General features: G+C 69.8%; 21 protein-coding genes and 1 pseudogene. 10 read left to right on the top strand and 12 right to left on the bottom strand.

Translation table 11 applies throughout. The features are described 5' to 3' along the window. The first annotated feature begins 10 nt into the window (after positions 1 to 10). The 3 genes from ACZ63F_RS18580 (at position 11) to ACZ63F_RS18570 (ending at position 1,838) form a co-directional block, all read left to right on the top strand. Complete coding sequence (locus tag ACZ63F_RS18580) at positions 11 to 241, top strand: hypothetical protein (protein ID WP_469712238.1); 231 nt, start codon at positions 11 to 13, stop codon at positions 239 to 241. A gap of 28 nt (positions 242 to 269) precedes the next feature. Beyond that, positions 270 to 1,181, top strand: coding sequence for a polyphosphate kinase 2 (ppk2, locus tag ACZ63F_RS18575; protein WP_469712237.1), 912 nt, complete (start codon positions 270 to 272; stop codon positions 1,179 to 1,181). A gap of 177 nt (positions 1,182 to 1,358) precedes the next feature. Then, the gene (locus ACZ63F_RS18570; RefSeq protein WP_469712235.1) at positions 1,359 to 1,838 is read left to right on the top strand and encodes a GNAT family N-acetyltransferase; all 480 of its coding nucleotides are present in this window, start codon (positions 1,359 to 1,361) and stop codon (positions 1,836 to 1,838) included. A gap of 343 nt (positions 1,839 to 2,181) precedes the next feature. Here the strand turns inward: ACZ63F_RS18570 and ACZ63F_RS18565 are convergent, their stop codons facing one another. From ACZ63F_RS18565 to ACZ63F_RS18555, 3 genes are all read right to left on the bottom strand, one after another. Next, on the bottom strand, positions 2,182 to 3,012 hold the full coding sequence (locus tag ACZ63F_RS18565) for a hypothetical protein (RefSeq protein WP_469712233.1): 831 nt from the start codon (positions 3,010 to 3,012) through the stop codon (positions 2,182 to 2,184). A gap of 73 nt (positions 3,013 to 3,085) precedes the next feature. Beyond that, positions 3,086 to 3,943: a hypothetical protein gene (locus tag ACZ63F_RS18560; protein WP_469712232.1), complete on the bottom strand. Its 858-nt coding sequence runs from the start codon at positions 3,941 to 3,943 to the stop codon at positions 3,086 to 3,088. Further along, a complete protein-coding gene (locus tag ACZ63F_RS18555) occupies positions 3,940 to 4,869 on the bottom strand; it encodes an ABC transporter ATP-binding protein (RefSeq protein ID WP_469712230.1) in 930 nt (309 codons plus the stop codon). The genes ACZ63F_RS18560 and ACZ63F_RS18555 overlap by 4 nt, the downstream gene beginning before the upstream one ends. Positions 4,870 to 4,992: 123 nt before the next feature. Here ACZ63F_RS18555 and ACZ63F_RS18550 point away from each other — a divergent pair, with 123 nt between their 5' ends. Both ACZ63F_RS18550 and ACZ63F_RS18545 read left to right on the top strand, forming a co-directional pair. Next, entirely contained in the window at positions 4,993 to 6,174 is a 1,182-nt protein-coding gene (locus ACZ63F_RS18550; protein ID WP_469712229.1) for a sensor histidine kinase, read from the top strand. Beyond that, positions 6,171 to 6,815, top strand: a complete 645-nt coding sequence (locus ACZ63F_RS18545) for a response regulator (protein WP_469712228.1) — start codon at positions 6,171 to 6,173, stop codon at positions 6,813 to 6,815. The genes ACZ63F_RS18550 and ACZ63F_RS18545 overlap by 4 nt, the downstream gene beginning before the upstream one ends. A gap of 103 nt (positions 6,816 to 6,918) precedes the next feature. On the opposite strand, the gene ACZ63F_RS18540 is transcribed toward ACZ63F_RS18545, so the two are convergent. Both ACZ63F_RS18540 and ACZ63F_RS18535 read right to left on the bottom strand, forming a co-directional pair. Then, positions 6,919 to 7,386 (bottom strand): NUDIX domain-containing protein, encoded by a 468-nt coding sequence (locus ACZ63F_RS18540; RefSeq protein WP_469712226.1) that lies wholly within the window; start codon positions 7,384 to 7,386, stop codon positions 6,919 to 6,921. Positions 7,387 to 7,421: 35 nt separating this feature from the next. Beyond that, positions 7,422 to 8,751, bottom strand: a pseudogene (locus ACZ63F_RS18535) (tetratricopeptide repeat protein). 51 nt (positions 8,752 to 8,802) lie between these two features. Between ACZ63F_RS18535 and ACZ63F_RS18530 the strand changes: the two are divergent. Then, a complete protein-coding gene (locus tag ACZ63F_RS18530; protein WP_469712511.1) occupies positions 8,803 to 9,291 on the top strand; it encodes a tyrosine-type recombinase/integrase in 489 nt (162 codons plus the stop codon). 7 nt (positions 9,292 to 9,298) lie between these two features. On the opposite strand, the gene sodN is transcribed toward ACZ63F_RS18530, so the two are convergent. Further along, entirely contained in the window at positions 9,299 to 9,694 is a 396-nt protein-coding gene (gene sodN / locus ACZ63F_RS18525) for a superoxide dismutase, Ni (protein ID WP_352363237.1), read from the bottom strand. Positions 9,695 to 9,839: 145 nt separating this feature from the next. Between sodN and sodX the strand changes: the two genes are divergently transcribed. Continuing rightward, entirely contained in the window at positions 9,840 to 10,292 is a 453-nt protein-coding gene (gene sodX, locus ACZ63F_RS18520; RefSeq protein WP_352363338.1) for a nickel-type superoxide dismutase maturation protease, read from the top strand. On the opposite strand, the gene ACZ63F_RS18515 is transcribed toward sodX, so the two are convergent. Next, on the bottom strand, positions 10,178 to 10,825 hold the full coding sequence (locus ACZ63F_RS18515) for a CGNR zinc finger domain-containing protein (RefSeq protein ID WP_352363235.1): 648 nt from the start codon (positions 10,823 to 10,825) through the stop codon (positions 10,178 to 10,180). The two genes, sodX and ACZ63F_RS18515, sit on opposite strands and share 115 nt — an antisense overlap. A 100-nt stretch (positions 10,826 to 10,925) precedes the next feature. Between ACZ63F_RS18515 and ACZ63F_RS18510 the strand changes: the two genes are divergently transcribed. Further along, a complete protein-coding gene (locus tag ACZ63F_RS18510) occupies positions 10,926 to 11,708 on the top strand; it encodes a class I SAM-dependent methyltransferase (RefSeq protein ID WP_469712224.1) in 783 nt (260 codons plus the stop codon). Between the two features lie 65 nt (positions 11,709 to 11,773). On the opposite strand, the gene ACZ63F_RS18505 is transcribed toward ACZ63F_RS18510, so the two are convergent. From ACZ63F_RS18505 to ACZ63F_RS18495, 3 genes are read right to left on the bottom strand one after another with little or no spacing between them, the layout of a single operon-like run. Continuing rightward, positions 11,774 to 12,574, bottom strand: coding sequence for an amino acid ABC transporter ATP-binding protein (locus tag ACZ63F_RS18505; protein WP_352363231.1), 801 nt, complete (start codon positions 12,572 to 12,574; stop codon positions 11,774 to 11,776). Beyond that, positions 12,571 to 13,500, bottom strand: coding sequence for an amino acid ABC transporter permease (locus ACZ63F_RS18500; RefSeq protein WP_390640831.1), 930 nt, complete (start codon positions 13,498 to 13,500; stop codon positions 12,571 to 12,573). The genes ACZ63F_RS18505 and ACZ63F_RS18500 overlap by 4 nt, the downstream gene beginning before the upstream one ends. Before the next feature lie 30 nt (positions 13,501 to 13,530). Continuing rightward, positions 13,531 to 14,490 carry an ABC transporter substrate-binding protein gene (locus ACZ63F_RS18495; protein ID WP_469712222.1) on the bottom strand — a complete coding sequence of 320 codons (960 nt, stop codon included), beginning with the start codon at positions 14,488 to 14,490 and terminating at the stop codon, positions 13,531 to 13,533. 584 nt (positions 14,491 to 15,074) lie between these two features. Here ACZ63F_RS18495 and ACZ63F_RS18490 point away from each other — a divergent pair. Continuing rightward, positions 15,075 to 16,307, top strand: a complete 1,233-nt coding sequence (locus tag ACZ63F_RS18490; protein ID WP_469712221.1) for an NAD(P)-dependent malic enzyme — start codon at positions 15,075 to 15,077, stop codon at positions 16,305 to 16,307. A gap of 295 nt (positions 16,308 to 16,602) precedes the next feature. Then, complete coding sequence (locus tag ACZ63F_RS18485) at positions 16,603 to 17,568, top strand: zinc-binding dehydrogenase (protein WP_469712220.1); 966 nt, start codon at positions 16,603 to 16,605, stop codon at positions 17,566 to 17,568. A gap of 25 nt (positions 17,569 to 17,593) precedes the next feature. Here the strand turns inward: ACZ63F_RS18485 and ACZ63F_RS18480 are convergent, their stop codons facing one another. Continuing rightward, a complete protein-coding gene (locus ACZ63F_RS18480; protein WP_469712219.1) occupies positions 17,594 to 18,667 on the bottom strand; it encodes a PadR family transcriptional regulator in 1,074 nt (357 codons plus the stop codon). Between the two features lies 1 nt (position 18,668). After that, the gene (locus ACZ63F_RS18475) at positions 18,669 to 19,619 is read right to left on the bottom strand and encodes a DUF4097 family beta strand repeat-containing protein (RefSeq protein ID WP_469712217.1); all 951 of its coding nucleotides are present in this window, start codon (positions 19,617 to 19,619) and stop codon (positions 18,669 to 18,671) included. Positions 19,620 to 19,808: the final 189 nt, after the last annotated feature.

Genomic DNA, 19,808 nt, shown 5'->3' with positions numbered 1-19,808 from the left:
GGGAGTTCCCATGAACATCGACTGGACCGCACTGGGCCAGGTCACCGCGGTGAGCATCGGAGTTACATTCGCTGTGGTGGTCGTCTTCGCCTTCGGCGTCCTCGGGCTCGCCCGCTACGAGGGAGCCAAGGAGCAGGGCGGCACCAGCGCCGCAGGCGTCGCCCAGGCAGGGCTGTGCTTCCTCGCCTGCGTGGCAGTGGTGGCGTACAGCATCTACCTGATCGTGCCGCAGTTCCACTGAGACACCCCAAGACGCTGAGGAGGACTGGATGACGACGCCGGACCTGCTGTCCGACCTGGCCGACCTGGCCCATCTGAAGGTCGACTACAGCGACCCCGACGACCCCGTGCTCATCCGCCCGGACGGATCCCCGATCGACACCTGGCGGGAGAACTACCCGTACGCGCAGCGCATGGAGCGCAAGGAGTACGAGTGGCACAAGCGGCTCCAGCAGATCGAGCTGCTGAAGCTGCAGACCTGGGTCAAGGAGACGGGACGCCGGATAGTCATCGTCTTCGAGGGCCGGGACGCGGCCGGCAAGGGCGGCACCATCAAGCGCTTCACGGAGCACCTGAACCCCCGTGGCGCGCGTGTGGTGGCCCTGGAGAAGCCCACCGAGCGCGAGAGCGGTCAGTGGTACTTCCAGCGCTACGTCGAACACCTGCCGACCGCCGGTGAGATCGTCATGTTCGACCGCTCCTGGTACAACCGGGCCGGCGTCGAGCGGGTCATGGGCTTCTGCTCGGACGACCAGTACCGGCGGTTCATGCGCCAGGCCCCGCTCTTCGAGCGGATGCTGGTGGACGACGGCGTGGACCTGGTGAAGTTCTGGTTCTCGGTCTCGCAGGGCGAGCAGCGGACCCGCTTCACCATCCGCCAGGTCGACCCGGTACGGCAGTGGAAGCTGAGCCCGATGGACGTGGCCTCGCTGGACCGCTGGGACGACTACACGGCCGCGAAGGTCGCGATGTTCCGCGAGACGGACACCGAGTACGCGCCCTGGACCGTGGTGAAGAGCAACGACAAGAAGCGGGCCCGGGTCGAGGCGATGCGCAGCGTGCTGGCCCGCTTCGACTACGCCGACAAGGACGCGGAGGTCGTCGGCAGCCCGGACCCGCGGGTCGTGGGTGCGGCGGCCGGCCTGCTGGAGGCGGGCGAGGACGACCACGGCGGGCAGTAGCGCCCGTCTCCCGACAGGGGCCGGCCGGACATCCGGCCGGCCCCTCCTCGTGCCCCGCCCGCCCGAGGCGGACCTCATGATCGGGATTGCGCTCGGGAACGACTGCGCAGGGTGCCGCGCCGCGGGCCGGGGTGACCGGATGGACAGGGTTCGGCCCGGTGACCGATGATCCCTTGCATGATCCGCGCCGCCACCGAGAACGACGTCCCCGAGATCCGCGCCATGATCCGCGAACTCGCCGCCTACGAACGGGCCGAGGAGCAGGCCCGGGCCACCGACGAGCAGCTCAGCGCGGCGCTGTTCGGCCCGCACCCGGCGGCCGGCGCGCTGGTCGCCGAGGACGAGACCACGGGCGAACTCGCGGGCTACGCCCTGTGGTTCCCCACCTTCTCGACCTGGACCGGAACCCGGGGCATGCACCTGGAGGACCTCTACGTACGCCCGCACGCCCGCGGCGGCGGCCACGGCCGGGCCCTGCTCGCCGCCCTCGCCGCGTTCTGCCTGCGCAGCGGTTTCGAGCGCTTCGAGTGGTGGGTGCTGGCCTGGAACGAACCTGCGATCGGCCTCTACCGGTCGCTCGGCGCGGAGTTCCTGGACGAGTGGCGCATCTGCCGGCTGACCGGCGATCCGCTCAAGGAACTGGCCGCCGCGTCATAGGCCTTCGTCCGCGAAAAGCAGCCCACACCCGGAAAAGGACCGCACCCGAACCCTCCGGAACCACCGTGAACGGCGGTCCGTCGGGCCGGGTGCGGTCCGTTGAGGCCCTGGCAACCGGTGCGGGTGCGGGTCAGGCCTTCCCGGTCTCCTGGTAACGGACCGGGTAGGTGACCTGCGGTGATCCTGCCTGCACGTCGCTGACCTGGCCTTTTGTTGATGGGTGGCGACGGGTGCGACGGTCGTGAGCGGGTGTCTTGCGGACCGTGTGCGGACTGCTGAGCCAGTTGATCGGCACCACCCCACTGGCCCGCGGGTTACGACCAGCCGCAGCCGCGTGGACTGGTCAGACGTCACGGCGGTGCACGAGGACGAGGGCGGTGAGAAGGGTGAGGAGCGGCCAGGAGGCGAGCGCGATCCAGGACTGGAGTGCCGTGGGAGGGAAGGGACCGACGCTGTCCCACTCGGTGCCGAGGCTGGTCAGGGCGTTCCAGGCGTTCTGGGGTGCCGAGTTGCCCAGAGCGGCCGTCAAGTGGTTGCTGCCGGAAGGTACGACGCCCAGCAGGACCGGGGCCAAGACGGCTGTGAACAGGGCGGCCACGGAGGTTCGGATGAGTGTGCCGATGGCCATGCCGCTGACCGCGCAAACCGGCAGGATTGCGGTGGATGCCACGAAGCCTTGCAAGACACTGGGCTGACTGATCGAGATGTCTACTTGGTCGCCGGACAGGATCGTCTGGGCGGTAAGAAACGAAGCGATCGCGGTGATGAGGCCGACGACGCACGTGACGCTCGCGAGGACGACCGCCTTGGCGAGTACGACCCGCAGGCGGCTCGGTACGGCGAGGAAGGTCGTGCGGATCAGTCCGCTGGAGTACTCGCTGCTCATTGTCAGGACACCGAGCATGCTGGCGCCGACCATGAGGAAGCCCCACGTGCCGGAGTTGAAGGAACCTCTCAACGGATCGTAAGCGGCGTGCGCCGACGCGCCGACAAGGTGGACACCCGAGCAGGTGAACCACTCACCGCAGATGGCGATCACCGGGGCAAGTGCCAGCAGGACGTAGGTCGAGCGCTGCGAGAACAGTTTGATCCGTTCGGCGGCGAGCAGGTTGCGAAATCGGCCGCGGAGTTCGGCACCGGCCGCGACCGTTGTCGGTCTGGTGGTTGTGACCATCAGGGGTTCCTTGTCGCATATGTCAGTCCCGGAGGGGGCGAGCTTGGTCTGGCGTCCGGCTTCGGTGGCGCCGTCACACGTCGCGGTGGCGCAGGACCGTCACGGTGGTGGCTACCGAGACGACGGCCCAGACGATGAGCGATATCCAGGCCGCCGGGATGGAGGAGACGTGTTCGACGAGGCGCCCGTGGCTCATGATGGTCAGGCGGCCCCAGGCGTATGCGGGAAGGGTGTTGCCCAGGTCTGCCCGCTGGTTGTCGGACAGCAGGGGGAGGGGTGCCTTGACGGCCAGTGGACCGACGAGGAAGAAGACGAGGACGGCGAAGACGGTGCCGGCCGTGTTGCGGATCAGTGTGGCGGCGGCCATGCCGATCAGGCCGCAGGCCGGGACCATGACCGTGGTGCCTGCGATGAGACGCCAGATGCCGGGGGTGGTGAAGGAGAAGCCGGTGATCCGGTCCGAGATGACGGCCAGAGTGATGCCCCAGCACCCGATGCTGATGAGCAGGCCGAGGACGGCCAGCACGGCGCTCACCACCGTGACCTTGGCGAGCATCACCCGGCCTCGGGCCGGCACAGCGATGAGGGTGGTGCGGATCAGGCCGCTCGCGTGTTCACCGGCGACGTTCATCGCGCCGATCGTGCCGGCGGTTGCCATGAGTAGGAGGAACTTCGGGAAGTCGAAGGCGTCGTGCGCGGGGTCGGGGTCGAGCTTGGCGAACGCGGGCCACGTCGGATAGGAGTCGTGGGCGAGCTGAGCGGCGCGGTAGGCCAGGTAGAGGTAGCAGACGAGGAGGACGCCCAGCACGATGGGGGTCGAGCGCAGCGACCAGAGTTTGATCCACTCGGCGCCGAGCAGATCGCGCCAGCGGGCAGGTCCGGCAGGGCCGCGTCGGGTGGCAGTTGCGGGAGGCGTCGAGAGAGCGGTCATCGGTCCGTGCTCCTCTCGGGCGTGGCTGAGGCGCGGTACTGGACGCTGGCGGCTGTCAGTTCCACGAAGGCGTCCTCCAGCGTTCCGTCGTGCGCGGCGACCTCGTGGACCAGGACACGGTGGGTGAAGGCGAGTTCGTTGATGCGGGCCGCGGTGAGGCCGGTGACAGTGAGGACGTCACCGCCCTGCGACAGCACCGAGGCTCCCGCGTTGCGCAGCACCTCGGCCAGCACAGTCGGGTCTGGGGTTCGCACGGTGGCGCCTGTGGTCGTGGCGCGGGCGGCGAAGTCGGCGAGGGGCTCGTCGGCGAGCAGCCTGCCACCGCCGACGACGACGAGGTGGTCCGCGGTGTGCTCCATCTCGCTCATCAGGTGGCTGGAGACGAAGACGGTACGTCCCTCGGCGGCCAGGCGTCGGAACAGCTCGCGGGCCCACCGGATGCCCTCGGGGTCCAGGCCGTTGATCGGTTCGTCGAAGAGCAGGACCGGGGGATCACCGAGCAGGGCGGTGGCGATGCCCAGGCGTTGGCGCATGCCGAGCGAGAACCCGCCGACCCGCTGGCGGCCCGCCTCGCCCAGACCTACCATCTCAAGCACCTCCTGGACCCGGCGGCGTGGCAGGCCGTTGCTGCGAGCCAGTGCGGCCAGGTGCGCGTTCGCGGTGCGACCCCGGTGGACGTCGCCCGCGTCCAGCAGGGCGCCGACGTGGCACAGCCCGGTATCGAAGTCCTGGAAAGGGCGGCCGTTGATGGTGGCCGTGCCACTGGTGGGGGCGTTCAGGCCGAGAAGCATGCGCATCGTGGTGGTCTTGCCGGCGCCATTGGGACCAAGGAACCCGGTCACCTGCCCGGGCCGGACGCAGAAGTCCAGGCCGTCGACGGCCAGTACGCTGCCGTAGCGCTTGGTCAGCTGGTTGAATTCGATCACGCCGTCCAGGCTGTCGGTGACCGGGTCGGTGTCACATCAGTCCGCGGGCTCCCGCCTTGTCAGCCCACGGGATGCAGACCACGGTCCGATACCGCCGTCGACGTCGGTGGATAGCATCGCCGGGTGCGATCCCGCCTCCTTACGCCCGCGGCTCTGCTGCGCCGGTTGTCGCCGGACCCGCTGACGACACTTGGCTGGTGCGCCGTCCCCGCCTTCGCACTGGTCCTGTACACCGCGATGCCTCAACCTGCGCACCCGGTCTTCCTGTCGTCCGGTCACTTCGTTCACATCGGGCGCTGGGCCTTGGTGGGGCTGGCTCTGCTGATGGCGTGGCCGGCAGGCTGGGCGAGTCGCCGGCCGTTGCCGGTCCTTGCGGTGCTGCTGACCGAGGCGGTCGTGGCCCGGGTGTGCGGGGACACGACGTGGCCCCTGTTCCTCGCGGCGGACGTGCTGGTCTTCTACACAGCCGTCACCCGTTCGCGCCGGGCCGCCGCCGCAGCGGTGGCCGGCGTGCTGGCCGCCTGGGCCCTGGTCGCGACGGCCTTCGTCCCGGAAGCGGCCGCCTTCGAGGTCCTCACCGGTCCTTGGTCGGTCCTCGTCGTGACCACCGCCGTCGCCTGGATCATCGGCAGCTGGATCCGACTGCGGCAGGACCACGCCGAAGCCCTGCGAGCACAGGCCGCGACGCAGGCGGTCCAGGCCGAGCGGCTGCGCATCGCCCGGGAGATGCACGACATGGTGGCCCACAGCATCGGTGCCATCGCGATCCAGGCCGGAGCGGCGAAGCGGGCCGTCGACAGCCAACCGGACGGCGTGCGCGAGGCACTGGGCATCATCGAGCAGACCAGCCGGGAGACGCTGACCGGGCTGCGGCGCATGCTCGGCGTCCTGCGCGAGGCCGAATCGGAGTCGGCGCCGTCCACCCCGGCGCCGGGCTTGGCGGACGTCGACCGGTTGGCCGTAACGGTGGCGGACGCCGGAGTGCGGCTCGAGGTGCAGTGGCATGGCCGGCGACGCCAGCTCACCCCCGACATTGAGCTCGCCGCCTACCGCGTCATCCAGGAGTCGGTGACCAACGTCGTACGTCACGCGGACGCCGCCCACTGCCTCGTCCGCGTCGAGTACGAGGAGGAGGAGCTGTCCATCGACATCACCGACGACGGACACGCAAGGGCGACCACGAACCCGCCTAGCGGCTACGGAATCACCGGAATGCGCGAGCGTATCGCCCTGCTTCACGGCCACTTCAGCTCCGGACCGCGGACCGAAGGCGGCTTCCGTGTCGCGGCTAGGCTGCCTCTATGACGATCAGGGTGCTCCTGGCCGACGACCAGCCGGTAGTCCGCGCCGGACTTCGCATGCTGATCAATGACATCCCGGACATCGAGATCGTCGGGGAAGCCGGAACCGGTGCCGAGGCTGTCCGGTTGGCCACCGATCTCCGCCCCGACGTCGTCGTGATGGACATCCGGATGCCCGTCATGGACGGGATCGAGGCCACCCGGCTCATCAAGACAGGGACCCCGGCGAGCGTGGTCATCCTCACCACCTTCGACGACGACGAGAACGTATACGCGTCGCTGTACGCCGGCGCGAGCGGCTTCCTGGTCAAGGACATGGTGCTGGACGACATCGTGACGGCGGTACGTGTCGTCGCCGCCGGTGACGCCCTGATCGCACCCGGCGTCACCCGCCGCCTCATCCAGGAGTTCACCGGCCGGGGCGCCGTCCCGGCCCGACGCCGACGCGAGATCAAGGGGATCACCGACCGCGAACGCGAAGTGCTGACCCTTGTCGGACGCGGTATGTCCAACGCCGAGATCGCCGCCCACCTGTACATCACCATGGCCACCACCAAAAGCCACGTGGCGCGACTACTGACCAAGCTCGACGCCCGCGACCGAGTCCAGCTCGTCATCGCCGCCTACGAGTCAGGCATGGTCTGACCATCCGAGTGGAACGCTGCGGGCGGATCTCGCTCGTCGCTCCGGTCTGCGGAAGGGCGGTCGACGGTTCCGCCGGAGCTGGCCGCGGCAACCACCCTCCAGCTCAGGTTGCAACATCAGCAGCGTATTGGATCTCGATGGCCAGCGCGCCGAGTGCTTCCTTCTCGGGTGGGTAGATGGCGACCTGGGCGCGTTTGCGGGGTTCGCGGTTTTCGGGTTCGCCGGTCCATTCGTGGGCGGCGAAGACGACGGTGAGGAAGCCGTTGGGGGCTTCGACGCCCCAGGCGCCATGGATGATGTGGGCGACTGTGAGGGATTCCGGCTTCACGGTCAGGCCGGTCTCCTCATAGAGCTCCCGTACTGCCGTCTCGGTGATGGGCTCACCGGGTTCGCTCTTGCCGACGGGGAGGTCCCACATGCCCTGGGCGAACTTGGCGTACTGGCTGCGTTGGAGGAGGACGACGCGGTTGGTGGCCTTGTCGTGGACGATGACGGCGGCGACCAGCAGGGTCATGGATTCGAGGGCGGCCGGCAGGGTTTTGGGCTGGTCGTCGGTTGTCCGCTGAGCCACGGCTTGTGTCCCTTCGTCGGCCGGATGATGGCAGCTCAGGCCAGTGCTTCGCGTGCGCGGCGGGCGAGTTCGGCGGCTCCGGGCACTTTGCGGCGCTGACTGATGGAGAGGGTGGAGCGGAGCGAGGTGATCGCTTTGCGGGTGCGGTCGGACGTCATTCCCTCCATGAGGGGCAGGGCCTCTGACCAGGCGGCGACAGCTTCGTCGGCTCGGGCCTGGGCGGCGAGGCTGTCGCCGAGATCGGCGTGCGTAAGGGCGTGGACGCGCTTGTACTCCTCGGGGTCCCAGCGCACCAGGGCATCGCGGTGCTGTTGCTCGGTACCGACGTGGTCGGCGAGGTCGGTCAGAGTGCGGGCGGCGTGGCCGGCGACAGTGCCGGCGGCCGGGCCGCTGACGCGGGAGTAGCTGGGCTGGGGGCCATCGTCGCGCGAGAGGGCGCGCTCAGCGGCGAGCAGGGCGCGGGCCGCCGCGGGCTTCTCGCCGACCGCGGCGTGGGCGCGGGCGTGGGTGATGTCCAGCTGCGCCTCGGTCTGGCCGTCGACGTGGCCCGACAAGGTCGACGCACTGGTGGGGCTGCTTGAGGCTCAGTGCCTGATGGGCGAGGGCGCGCATCATCCAGGCGGCGTGGCCGCGTGGATCGGCTTCGCAGGCGAGCTGACAGCCGACCTGGTAGGAGCGCTGGGCGCCGCCTTCGTGGCCAAGGTCGTGATGCTTCCACCCAGCGAGGTACGCGAGTTCGGCGACGGCACCGAAGGCCGCCTGCCGTAAGGCTTCGTTCGGGAAACGGCCGCGGAGCATGGGGGCGGCCGTGTCGGCGAGGTAGGCCGTGACCGTGGTCAGGCCGTGGCCGCCACCGAGGCGTTCATCGGCCGCGCTGAAGGCCGCGGTGATCTGCCCAACGACATCCACGTCCGCCATCCCGATCAGGGAGCTGCCGGTGCGGGCCCGCAGCGTGCGGGCGGTGGCCTCGTGGTCGTAGAGGAGCGGCATGACCACGCCAGCCGTGGTGAAGGCCGCGACGGCGAGGAAGCGGCGGCGTTCGACGTCGGCTCGGCCCAGATCGGTTGCGGCCAGAACCGGATCGGGCTCCTCCGACACCGCAATTCCGGGTGAGCGAAGGCCGATCTCGACGAGGGTGATGGCGCGGCCTGCTCGGCGGGACAGCGCCTCAGCGAGGTACTGGCCGGTCCGTCCGGTCGGCCGGCGTGTGCCGTTCACCCAGTGGGAGACGGACTTGTTGGTCTGGAGGACCTCGCCGTTCTCGGCCGCGATACGCCGGATGTCCCTCGCCAGAGCCTCGTACGTGCAGCCGATCGCCTCGATGACGTCACGCAGGCGGGAGTTGGGCCCGCTCGGCGCTGCCACGATCAGGCCGCCACCCTCCGCGTCGAGCGCCAGCGTCTCCAGTCCGGGAAGATCGGGCCGCCCAAGACCGCAAAGTCCCGGCGCACTGCCCCCGTCGGCGAGGTCGTCACCGACGCACTCTCACGCACCGTGCCGCACGGCCCTCCAAGGAGTGGCTGTTCACGATGGAGGAGGGCGAACCGCTCGACTACCGCCCCTGGAAGACCGAATGGGAACTGCGCTCGTAAGGAGCTGCAGAAGGCGGGGAACGAGGCGGCCGAACGCGAGGGCCGCAAGCCCGTCGAGCTGCCGCACATGGTGACCGACGACCTGCGCCACTTCTACGCCTCCGCCCTCATCGCCGGCGGAGCGAGCGTCAAGCAGGTCCAGCTGGTCCTCGGCCACGCGTCCGCCGTCATCAAGCTGCGGATCTACGCCCACCTGTGGCCAGGGGAAGAAGACCGCACCCGGACCGTCATGGACGCCGTGCTCGGCGGCCTGCGGACCGGGTGCGGACTCGGAGACACTGCAACCAAAATAATCGCAGGTCAGAAGGCATGAAGAAAGATCAAGCCTTCTTGGTCTCCCAGAAGATCTTGTCGATCTCGGCGATGAGCTCCAGGGCCTTCTCACCGGTCTTCGGGTCCGTGGACGCCTTGGCGGCGGACAGGGCCTTCAGGGTGTCGTTGACCAGCTGGTGCAGCTGGGGGTACTTCTCGAAGTGCGGGGGCTTGAAGTAGTCGCTCCAGAGCACCGAGACGTGGTGCTTCGCGAGCTCGGCGCGCTGCTCCTTGATGACGGTGGCGCGCGTCTGGAAGTGCGGGTCGTCGTTGGCGGCCATCTTCTCCTGCACGGCCTTCACCGACTCCGCCTCGATGCGGGCCTGGGCCGGGTCGTACACACCGCAGGGCAGGTCGCAGTGCGCGCTGACCTTGACCTTGGGGGCAAACAGGCGGGAAAGCATGGAGCATTCCTTCCTCGTGATCGTCTTCTCAGGTGGGACATTACTCCCTGGGAAGCCTGATTTCGCGAGTGCCCCCATGGGCTTAGGACAAAAGTCCAGGGTCAGACTGAGACTGGTGGAGGAACGGACCGGGGAGGTGCCGGGGATGCCGGAGCTGTCGCAGGAGACCGAGCGGGGGAGGGGCGCAGCGCTCTTCGGACTGGCCGAGGTGACCGGCCCGTCCATGGTGCCCACGCTGTACCAGGGGGATCAGCTCCTGGTGTGGTACGGGGCCCGGGTGCGGGCCGGAGACGTCGTCGTCCTGCGTCATCCGTTCCAGCAGGACCTGCTGGTCGTCAAGCGGGCCGCGGAGCCGCGCGAGGGCGGCTGGTGGGTGCTCGGGGACAACGCGTACGCGGGCGGGGACAGCACGGACTACGGGACCGTGCCGGCGGAGCTGATCCTCGGCCGGGTCCTGTTCCGCTGGCGGCCGCGCAAGGCGGGTCAGCGGTCGCCGCTGGCGCTGGTGCGCTGGGCCGTCTCGGCCGCCAGGCCGGTGCTGCCCGAGCGCACCGGCCGGTCGGGGCGCTCCGCCTCCAGGCGTTTGCGGGCCCGGTAGGCGGCCACGTTGGCGCGGGTCGCGCAGCGGTCCGAGCAGTAGCGCCGGGAGCGGTTGGTCGAGGTGTCGAGGTAGGCGTTGCGGCACGGCACGGCCTCGCACAGGCCGAGCCGGTCGACGCCGTACTCGGTGAGGTGGAAGGCCAGGCCCATCGCCGCGATCGCGGTGTAGCCGGCGGTGGCGTTGGAGGGGTGGTCGGCCAGGTGCATGTGCCACAGCGGACGGCCGTCCTCGTCCCGGAAGTCGTGCCCGGAGATCTGCGGGCTGACCGGGAACTCCAGCAGGAGTGAGTTCAGCAGGTCCACCGCGAGGGTCTCCTCGCCCTTGTCGGCCGCCTCGAAGACCGCGCGCAGCCGGGCCCGGACCGAGCGGAAGCGGGTGAGGTCGGCCTCGGTGGCACGCCGGGCCGCCTGCTGGTTGCCGCCGAACAGGTCGCGGACGGCCTCGACCGAGGTCAGGGAGTCCTTGCCCCGGGCCGGTTCCTCGCTGTTGACGAGCCGGACGGCGTAATCCGAGTAATAGGCCAGTTCCACTTGTAGTCCTTACGCGGGCACTCTAGGGTCGGTCGTGCGGTCGGGTAACAGCCGGTCGTGCTTCCAGGGTATTACGGGACTTGTGCGGTGGAGGGTTGCCATGACGGACGCGCCGACGACCACGACGACGGGCACGACCGGGGCCGACTGGGGTGCCTGGCAGGAGAGCTGGGACCGGCAGCAGGAGTGGTACATGCCGGACCGCGAGGAGCGGTTCCGGATCATGCTCGACATGGTGGAGGCCCTGGTCGGTACGGCACCCCGGGTCCTCGACCTGGCGTGCGGCACCGGCAGCATCACCGCCCGCCTGCTCGCCCGCTTCCCGGACGCGGTGAGCACCGGGGTCGACCTCGACCCGGCCCTCCTCGCCATCGCCGAGGGCACCTTCGCGGGCGACGACCGGGTCACGCTCGTCACCGCCGACCTCACGGACCCGGAGTGGACCGCGCGGCTGCCGTACGACTCGTACGACGCCGTCCTGACCGCCACGGCCCTGCACTGGCTGCACAGCGAACCCCTCGCGGCCCTCTACGGTCAGGTCGCGGAACTCGTCCGCGACGGTGGTGTCTTCATGAACGCGGACCACATGATCGACGACAGCACGCCCCGGATCAACGCCGCGGAACGGGCGCGGCGGCACCGGGGTATGGATCAGGCCAAGGCGGCGGGGGCGCTGGACTGGGCCGACTGGTGGCAGCTGGCGGCGCAGGACCCGGTGCTCGCCGCGCCCACCGCCCGGCGCTTCGAGATCTACGGGGAGCACGCGGAGGGCGACATGCCCTCGGCCGCCTGGCACGCGCGCGTGCTGCGCGAGAAGGGGTTCGGCGAGGCGCGTGCGGTGTGGTGCTCGCCCTCGGACACGCTGCTGCTCGCCCTCAAGTAGCCCCCGCGCGCACGCACCGAAGGGGCGGTACGAGCGACCTCGTACCGCCCCTTCGTGCCGTACCGCTACAGCACCTTGGACAGGAACGACTTCGTCCGGTCGTGCTGGGGGTTGGTCAGGACGTCGCGCGGGTGGCCGGACTCGACCACCACGCCGTCGTCCATGAAGACCAGGCTGTCGCCGACCTCGCGGGCGAAGCCCATCTCGTGCGTGACGACGATCATCGTCATGCCGTCCTCGGCGAGGTCCCGCATCACGTCCAGGACCTCGCCGACCAGCTCCGGGTCGAGCGCGGAGGTCGGCTCGTCGAAGAGCATCAGCTTCGGCTGCATGGCGAGCGCACGGGCGATCGCGACACGCTGCTGCTGGCCGCCGGAGAGCTGCGCCGGGTAGTGCCCGATGCGGTCGCCGAGGCCGACCCGGTCGAGCAGGCGCTGCGCCCGCTCCCGGGCCGACGCCTTCGACTCGCGCTTGACCTGGACCGGCGCCTCCATGACGTTCTCCAGCGCCGTCATGTGCGGGAAGAGGTTGAAGCGCTGGAACACCATGCCGATGTCCCGTCGCTGCGCCGCGACCTCCTTCTCCTTCAGCTCGTAGAGCTTGTCGCCGTGCTGGCGGTAGCCGACCAGGCTGCCGTCGACGTAGAGCCGGCCGGCGCTGATCTTCTCAAGGTGGTTGATGCACCGGAGGAACGTGCTCTTGCCGGAACCGGACGGGCCGATCAGGCAGAACACCTCGCGCGGCAGCACCTCGAGGTCGATGCCCTTGAGGATGTGCGACAGCCCGAACGACTTGTGCACGCCCTCGGCCTTGACCATCGGGGCGCCGCTGCTCGGCGGGGTGATGTCCTTGGCGAGAGAGCTCATCGGGCCACCTCCGGGCGACGGAACGAACCCCACTGGGCCAGATTCTTCCGCAGCCGCTGCAGCGGGGTGGGCGGGAGGTTGCGCGAGGAGCCGCGGGCGTAACGGCGTTCGATGTAGTACTGGACGATGCTGAAGATCGTGGTCAGGAACAGGTACCAGATGCAGGCGACGAAGTACATCTCGACGACCGCCAGCGAGGTGCTGGAGATGTCCGTGGCCTTCTTGATCAGCTCGGGGAGCTGGACCGCGTAGGCCAGCGACGAGGTCTTCAGCATGTTGATGAACTCGTTGCCGGTCGGCGGGATGATGACCCGCATGGCCTGCGGGAGGATCACCCGGCGCAGCGTCTGGCCCTGGGTCATGCCCAGCGCGTGCGAGGCCTCGGTCTGGCCCTCGTCGACCGACTGGATGCCGGCGCGGACGATCTCCGACATGTACGCGGCCTCGTTCAGGCCGAGCCCCAGCAGCGCGGTGAGGACGGGCGTCATCACCTGGTTCATCTCGTCCTTGTAGAACCCCAGGTTCAGGATGGGGAAGACGAGCGCGATATTGTACCAGAGCAGCAGCTGGACCAGGACCGGGGTGCCGCGGAAGAACCAGATGTAGAACCAGGACACCGTGCTGGTGACCGGGTTCGACGACAGCCGCATCACCGCGAGGATCACGCCGAGCGCGACGCCGAGCACCATGGCCAGCACCGAGATGTAGAGCGTGGTCCAGGCGCCGGAGACGATGCCCTGGTCGAAGAGGTAGTCGGGGATGACGCTGTAGTTGATCTTCGCGTTGGAGAAGGCGATCCCGATCAGCACCAGGAGGGCGATGACCACGACGCCGGACACCCAGCGTCCGTAGTGGCGGACCGGGATGGCCTTGATCTGCTCCGGCGGCACGGACGGCGCCGGAGTCTTGTCGACCGTGTCAGTCACAGTGACGGCCCTTCAGTCGTGCCCGGGCGTTCAGGAGCCGCCGTTGATCTTGGCCTCGGTCACCGCGCCCTGCGTGACGTTCCACTTCTCCAGGATCTTCTGGTAGTCGCCGCTCTTGATGATGGCGGCCATCGCTGCCTGCAGCGCGTCGCGCAGCTGGGTGTTGTCCTTGCTGACCGCTATGCCGTACGGGCCGGCCTCGATCTGCTCGCCGACGACCTCGAAGTCCTTGCCGCCGCCCGACGTCTTGGCGTTGTACGCGGCCACCGGGAAGTCGTTCAGGTCGGCGACGGAGGCGCCCTGCTTCAGCCGGAGCAGCGCCTCGGGGTCGGTGTCGAAGGTCTGGAGGTCGATGGCCTTGTTGCCGTCCTTCGTACACTTCTCGCTCTGCGCCTTGGCGATCCCCTCGGACGTGGTGCCCTTCTGCAGGGCCACGACCTTGCCGCACAGGTCGTCCAGGGACTTGATGCCCTTCGGGTTGCCCTTCTGGACCAGGATCGAGGTGCCGGCGGTGAAGTAGTCGACGAAGTCGACGCCGCTGCCGACCTTCTTGCCGGTGTCGGAGTCGATGCCGTTCTGGCGGTCCTTGGTGTCGTTCATCGCCGACATGATCACGTTGAAGCGGTTGGCCTGGAGGCCCACGATCAGGTTGTCGAACTTGCCGTTCTGGAACTCGAACTTCACGCCCAGCTGCTTGCCCAGCGCGTCCGCGATGTCCGGGTCGACGCCGACGGCCTTGCCGTTCTCCATGTACTCGACCGGCGGGTAGGCGATGTCCGAGCCCACCTTGATCACGCCGGCCTTGCGAATGCTGTCCGGCAGCTTGCTCGCCAGCGGGGCCGAGGACGTCGAGGAGGAGCCGTTGTCGCTGCCCTTGTCCGTCTGGTCACCGCAGCCGGTGAGGATCAGGGCGCCTGCGACCGCGATCGCACCGAACGCGGCAATCCGGGAGCGCGAGGCGGTGGTACGACGGGTGGAGCCTGCGGTCATGGTGGGTTCCTCCGGCAGTGGGTAGGACAAGCCGATATACCGATGCGTCTGATATGTCGATATGCCGATGGGTCGACGGAAACACACACCTTCGGGTGTCGCGACCTCGTGGGTTTACGGCATCCTGCCATTGGGATTGCTCCAAGCAGACGTGTCACCATGTCAAAATCGGATAACGGGTGACCCCCGTGACACGTCAGGCCGGTCCTTCCCCGACCCGCCGCCCCGCACATCTGCGGGAATCCGACCTTCTGGCCGGAAGATCTTCGGTTCACCGCCGGTTCACCCCGGGCTGCACCCCGTGATCTTCTGCCGGTCACCGGGCCGCTCATCTGTCGGCTCTCTACGACATCCGTGATGTGACCTTGCGCCTATTCGACTCGTCGTGAGCGCTGTCCGTCCGGTAAGAAGGTTCTTTACACCCCTCATCCGGGGCTCAGGGCGCGTGTGCGGCGCGCCCGTCGCGCAGGTGCTCGTACGTGCCACTCGTACGTATCAGTGATCGGGCCCTGCGCGGTGCCCGCCCGTTCCCTCACCGGGAGCGGCCGACCCTCAAAACCATGCATACCTAAGGGGTAAGACAAGTGGCAGCGGAGATCGTCAATCCTCGCAGCGACAGCGCGTCGGGCAGTACGGACCAGGACGGCGGGGCCGAGCCCCTCGATTCCTTCGATCCGGTGTTCGCGCTGCACCGCGGCGGCAAGATGGCCGTGCAGGCCACCGTGCCGCTCCGTGACAAGGACGACCTTTCCCTCGCGTACACGCCCGGAGTCGCGCGCGTGTGCACCGCGATCGCGGAACAGCCCGAGCTGGTCAACGACTACACGTGGAAGTCGTCCGTCGTCGCCGTCGTCACCGACGGCACGGCCGTGCTCGGCCTCGGGGACATCGGTCCCGAGGCCTCCCTCCCCGTGATGGAGGGCAAGGCGATCCTCTTCAAGCAGTTCGGCGGCGTGGACGCGGTCCCCATCGCCCTGGCCTGCACCGACGTCGACGAGATCGTGGAGACCGTCGTCCGGCTCGCCCCGTCCTTCGGCGGGATCAACCTGGAGGACATCTCGGCACCGCGGTGCTTCGAGATCGAGCGCAAGCTCCAGGAGCGGGTCGACATCCCGGTCTTCCACGACGACCAGCACGGCACCGCCGTCGTCACCCTGGCGGCCCTGCGGAACGCCGCGCGGCTCAGCCGGCGGGAGATCGGGCAGCTCCGCGCGGTCATCTCGGGCGCCGGCGCGGCCGGGGTCGCCATCGCCAAGATGCTGGTCGAGGCCGGTATCGGGGACGTCGCCCTCGCCGACCGCAAGGGCATCATCTCGGCCGACCGCGACGACCTCACTGCGGTCAAGCGCGAGGTCGCCGGGTTCACCAACAAGGCCGGGCTCAAGGGCAGCCTGGAGGACGCGCTGGCCGGCGCCGACGTCTTCATCGGCGTCTCCGGCGGTACGGTCCCGGAGGAGGCCGTCGCCTCGATGGCCGAGGGCGCGTTCGTCTTCGCCATGGCCAACCCGAACCCCGAGGTGCACCCCGACGTCGCCCACAAGTACGCGGCGGTCGTGGCGACCGGGCGGTCGGACTTCCCGAACCAGATCAACAACGTGCTGGCGTTCCCCGGCATCTTCGCGGGCGCGCTGCAGGTGCGGGCCTCCCGGATCACCGAGGGGATGAAGATCGCGGCGGCGGAGGCGCTGGCGGCGGTCGTCGGCGACGATCTCGCCGCCGACTACGTCATTCCGTCTCCCTTCGACGAGCGGGTCGCTCCCGCGGTGACCGCGGCGGTGGCCGCGGCGGCGCGGGCGGAGGGGGTTGCTCGCCGCTGACCCGAGTGGCCTCGCCCTGGTGGGGGCGGGGCCATTTCTTTGCCCACCCGCCCACCCGATCGGGCGCTTGCTGGGCGACCGTTGTGCTGGGGGCTGCCGCCCCCAGACCCCCGCGATCGGGGCGGGGGCGGCCGACGTCGGGTGCCGGTCGGTGGGGCTTCTCGCGCAGTTCCCCGCGCCCCTGGCGGGGCGCTCAGTGCGGGGCGCTTGTGCGGGGTGCCGCGGGGCGCAAGAGGGTATGTGTCACAGCGGCCCCCGGTTTCGCCCGCGGCCCCGGGAACCTATCGTCGGCCATATGTTCGCCGTCTACGCCGCCCGAATCGACCGCGACCAGCCGCTTACCGGCCTTGAGTTGGGGGAGCGCCCCGCCCCCGTGGCCCGGCCCGGCTGGAGCACCGTCGACGTTCGGGCCGCCTCCCTCAACCATCACGATCTCTGGTCCCTGCGCGGCGTCGGTCTTCCCGAGGACCGGCTGCCGATGATCCTCGGCTGTGACGCCGCCGGCGTCGACGAGGACGGCAACGAGGTCGTCCTGCACTCCGTGATCGGGCAGAGCGGCCACGGGGTCGGACCCCACGAGCCCCGGTCCATCCTCACCGAGCGCTACCAGGGCACCTTCGCCGAGCAGGTCGCCGTGCCCACCTGGAACGTCCTGCCCAAGCCCAGGGAACTGTCGTTCGCCGAGGCCGCCTGCCTGCCGACCGCCTGGCTGACGGCCTACCGGATGCTCTTCACCAACGCGGGCGTACGGCCCGGCGACTCGGTCCTCGTCCAGGGCGCGGGCGGCGGTGTCGCCACGGCCGCGATCGTGCTCGGCAAGGCCGCCGGGCTGCGGGTCTTCGCCACCAGCCGTGACGAGGCCAAGCGGAAGCGGGCCCTGGAGCTCGGTGCCGTCGAGGCGGTCGAGCCGGGGGCCCGGCTGCCGCAGCGCGTGGACGCCGTCATCGAGACCGTCGGCGCGGCCACCTGGTCCCACTCGGTGAAGTCGCTGCGCCCCGGCGGCACCATCGTCATCTCCGGTGCCACCAGCGGTGACCGTCCCTCGCACGCCGAGCTGACCCGGATCTTCTTCCTGGAGCTGAAGGTCGTGGGCTCGACCATGGGCACCAAGGACGAACTGGAGGACCTGCTCGCCTTCTGCGCCGCCACCGGGGTACGCCCCGTCATCGACGAGCTGCTCCCGCTCGACCGCGCCCGCGAGGGATTCGAACGGCTGGAGTCGGGCGACCAGTTCGGGAAGATCGTGCTGACCACTTCCTGAGGGGCCCGACTCGTACGGACTGCCCTCAGGGCTTCGGGGCGCGCAGCAGCGCTCCTATGTGGGCCGCCGCCGTCGAGAGGTGGCGGCGGGCCTCGCGGAGCTGGTCCGTGGTGACCCCGTGGTCGCGGGCCGCGTCGCGGATGTCGTCGCGGAAACGGTCCAGGAGCCGGTCGAGGTCGCGGGCCGCGTCGCCGGTGCCGGTCTCCTCGTCGTGCGCCCACGCGGGGACGTACTGCGCCGGGAAGTCCTCCGGGGTCTGCGCGTACTCCGGGACCGGTGCGGACGACGGTGCCGGCTTGCGCAGGTTCGGGCCGGTGCCGGGATCCGGGTCGGTGCGGGTGCCGAAGTTCCTGCCGAACTCCTTGCCGTAGTCCTTTCCGAAGTCGCCGAACTCCTTGGCGAGTTCGGTGATGCCCTCGCGGACTCCCGTCGGCCAGTCGCCGCGCGCGAAGTGGTCCTGGACGTGCTCCTGCACCCGGCGGGCGATGCGCTGCATCTCCTCCTGGGCCTGGGCACGCGCCCTGGCCTGTGCCTCCTGGGCCTGCCGGCGGGCCCGCTGGGCCTCGTCACGGGCGCGGCGGCTCTCGTCCTTGGCGCGGCGGGCCTGCTCCTTCCACTCCTGCTTGACCCGGCGCATCTCCTCCTTGGCGGCCCGCCACGACTCCTTGTCGCCGAGGTCGCCGTGGTCCCCGGCCCCGGTGCCCGCGCCGTGCCGGGCCTCGGAGGCGGCCTCGCGCACCTCGCGGCGCAGGTCACCGGCGGCTCCGCGCACGTCGGCCCTTATCTCGGCGGCCAGTTCGGCCACCGACTCCCGGATCTCCAGCTCCAGATCGGCCAGCTCGCCACTGCGGTCGGCCAGTTCGGCGCGGCCGGCGTCCGTGATGGCGTAGACCTTGCGGCCGCCCTCGGTGGTGTGCGTGACCAGCCCCTCGGCCTCCAGCTTGGCGAGGCGGGGGTAGACGGTGCCCGCCGACGGGGCGTAGAGGCCCTGGAAGCGCTCTTCCAGCAGCCGGATCACCTCGTAGCCGTGGCGCGGGGCCTCGTCGAGCAGCTTGAGGAGGTAGAGACGGAGGCGGCCGTGGGCGAAGACGGGAGGCATGTCAGAGCACCTTCTTGTCGGTCGGGCCGTCGGTCGGGCCGTCGGCCGGGCCCCGGGGCGTGCCTTCGGCCGGGGCGGCGGCCGGTTCCGCCGGGCCCGTGGGTGGCTCGGCTGCCCAGGCCGCCCGCTCGTCGTCGTCCTCCTTGGGCGGACGGCGCAGCAGGGCGATGGAGCCGGAGACCGTGGTGGCGCGGAGCTTGCCGGTGCCGGCGCCGAGGCGGCCGGTGATCTTGTGGGCGCCCCACTGCCCGTGCACCCGCAGTCCGTCGAAGGCGTTGGAGATCGTGCCGCTCGCGGTGTTGGCCTCGACCTCGGCGTCGGCCGGGTGCGGCAGCCGGATGGCGATCTCGCCGGAGACGCTGGTCAGCCGGACGTCGGTCGGACCGTCCGGGTCCAGGTCGATGATCATGGAGCCGCTGACCGAGTCGGCGCGCACGGCGGAGCCCGAGCCCTCGACGACGGTCAGGTCGCCGGAGACGGAGTTGAACCGCAGGTTGCCGGTGACGGCCTGGGCCTCCAGGTTCCCCGACACCGTGTCCGCGCGGACCTCGCCGGAGAGGCCGACCAGGGTGGTGTCGCCGGTGACGCCCTTGACCACCGAGGTGCCGGTGATCCCGGAGACGACGGCCGCCGCGCCCACCACGCCCACCTCCACGCGGGTGTCCGCAGGGACGGCGAGGGAGACCACCGCGCTGCGCCGCCAGCCCTTGCGGTCGAGCCACTTGAGGAAGCCCTTCCAGGGCAGGTCCTCGTAGGCCACCGTCAGGGTGCCGCCCTCCTGGGTGACGACCAGGGGCGGGCCCTCGATCTGGGAGATCTCCAGGCGGGTGGAACCCTCGTCGGTGCCCACGACGTTCACTGTTCCGTTGACGATGCGGACGTGCAGGTCGCTGACGGGGGTGTCGAAGTCGAGCTTCTCGGGCTCGGCGACGGACCACTCGGACTTGGGCATGGTGCGGACCTCCTCGGGCCGGACACGACGGCTGGACGCGGCCGGTTGGTGCGGCCGATGGACGCGAAGGCGATGCACGGCTCGCGCCATATCGCGTCTTCCATGAAACACGATATATCGCGGGCGTGGGAAGTCAAGACACACGTGGGTGTGGCCGGTTGGGTGCGGTGTTGACGTCGGGAAGCGGAC

The sequence above is a fragment of the Streptomyces sp. NPDC104761 genome (genome assembly GCF_055583445.1).
The sequence above is the reverse complement of the archived record's forward strand: the minus strand, read 5'-3'. Positions and strand labels throughout refer to the sequence as shown.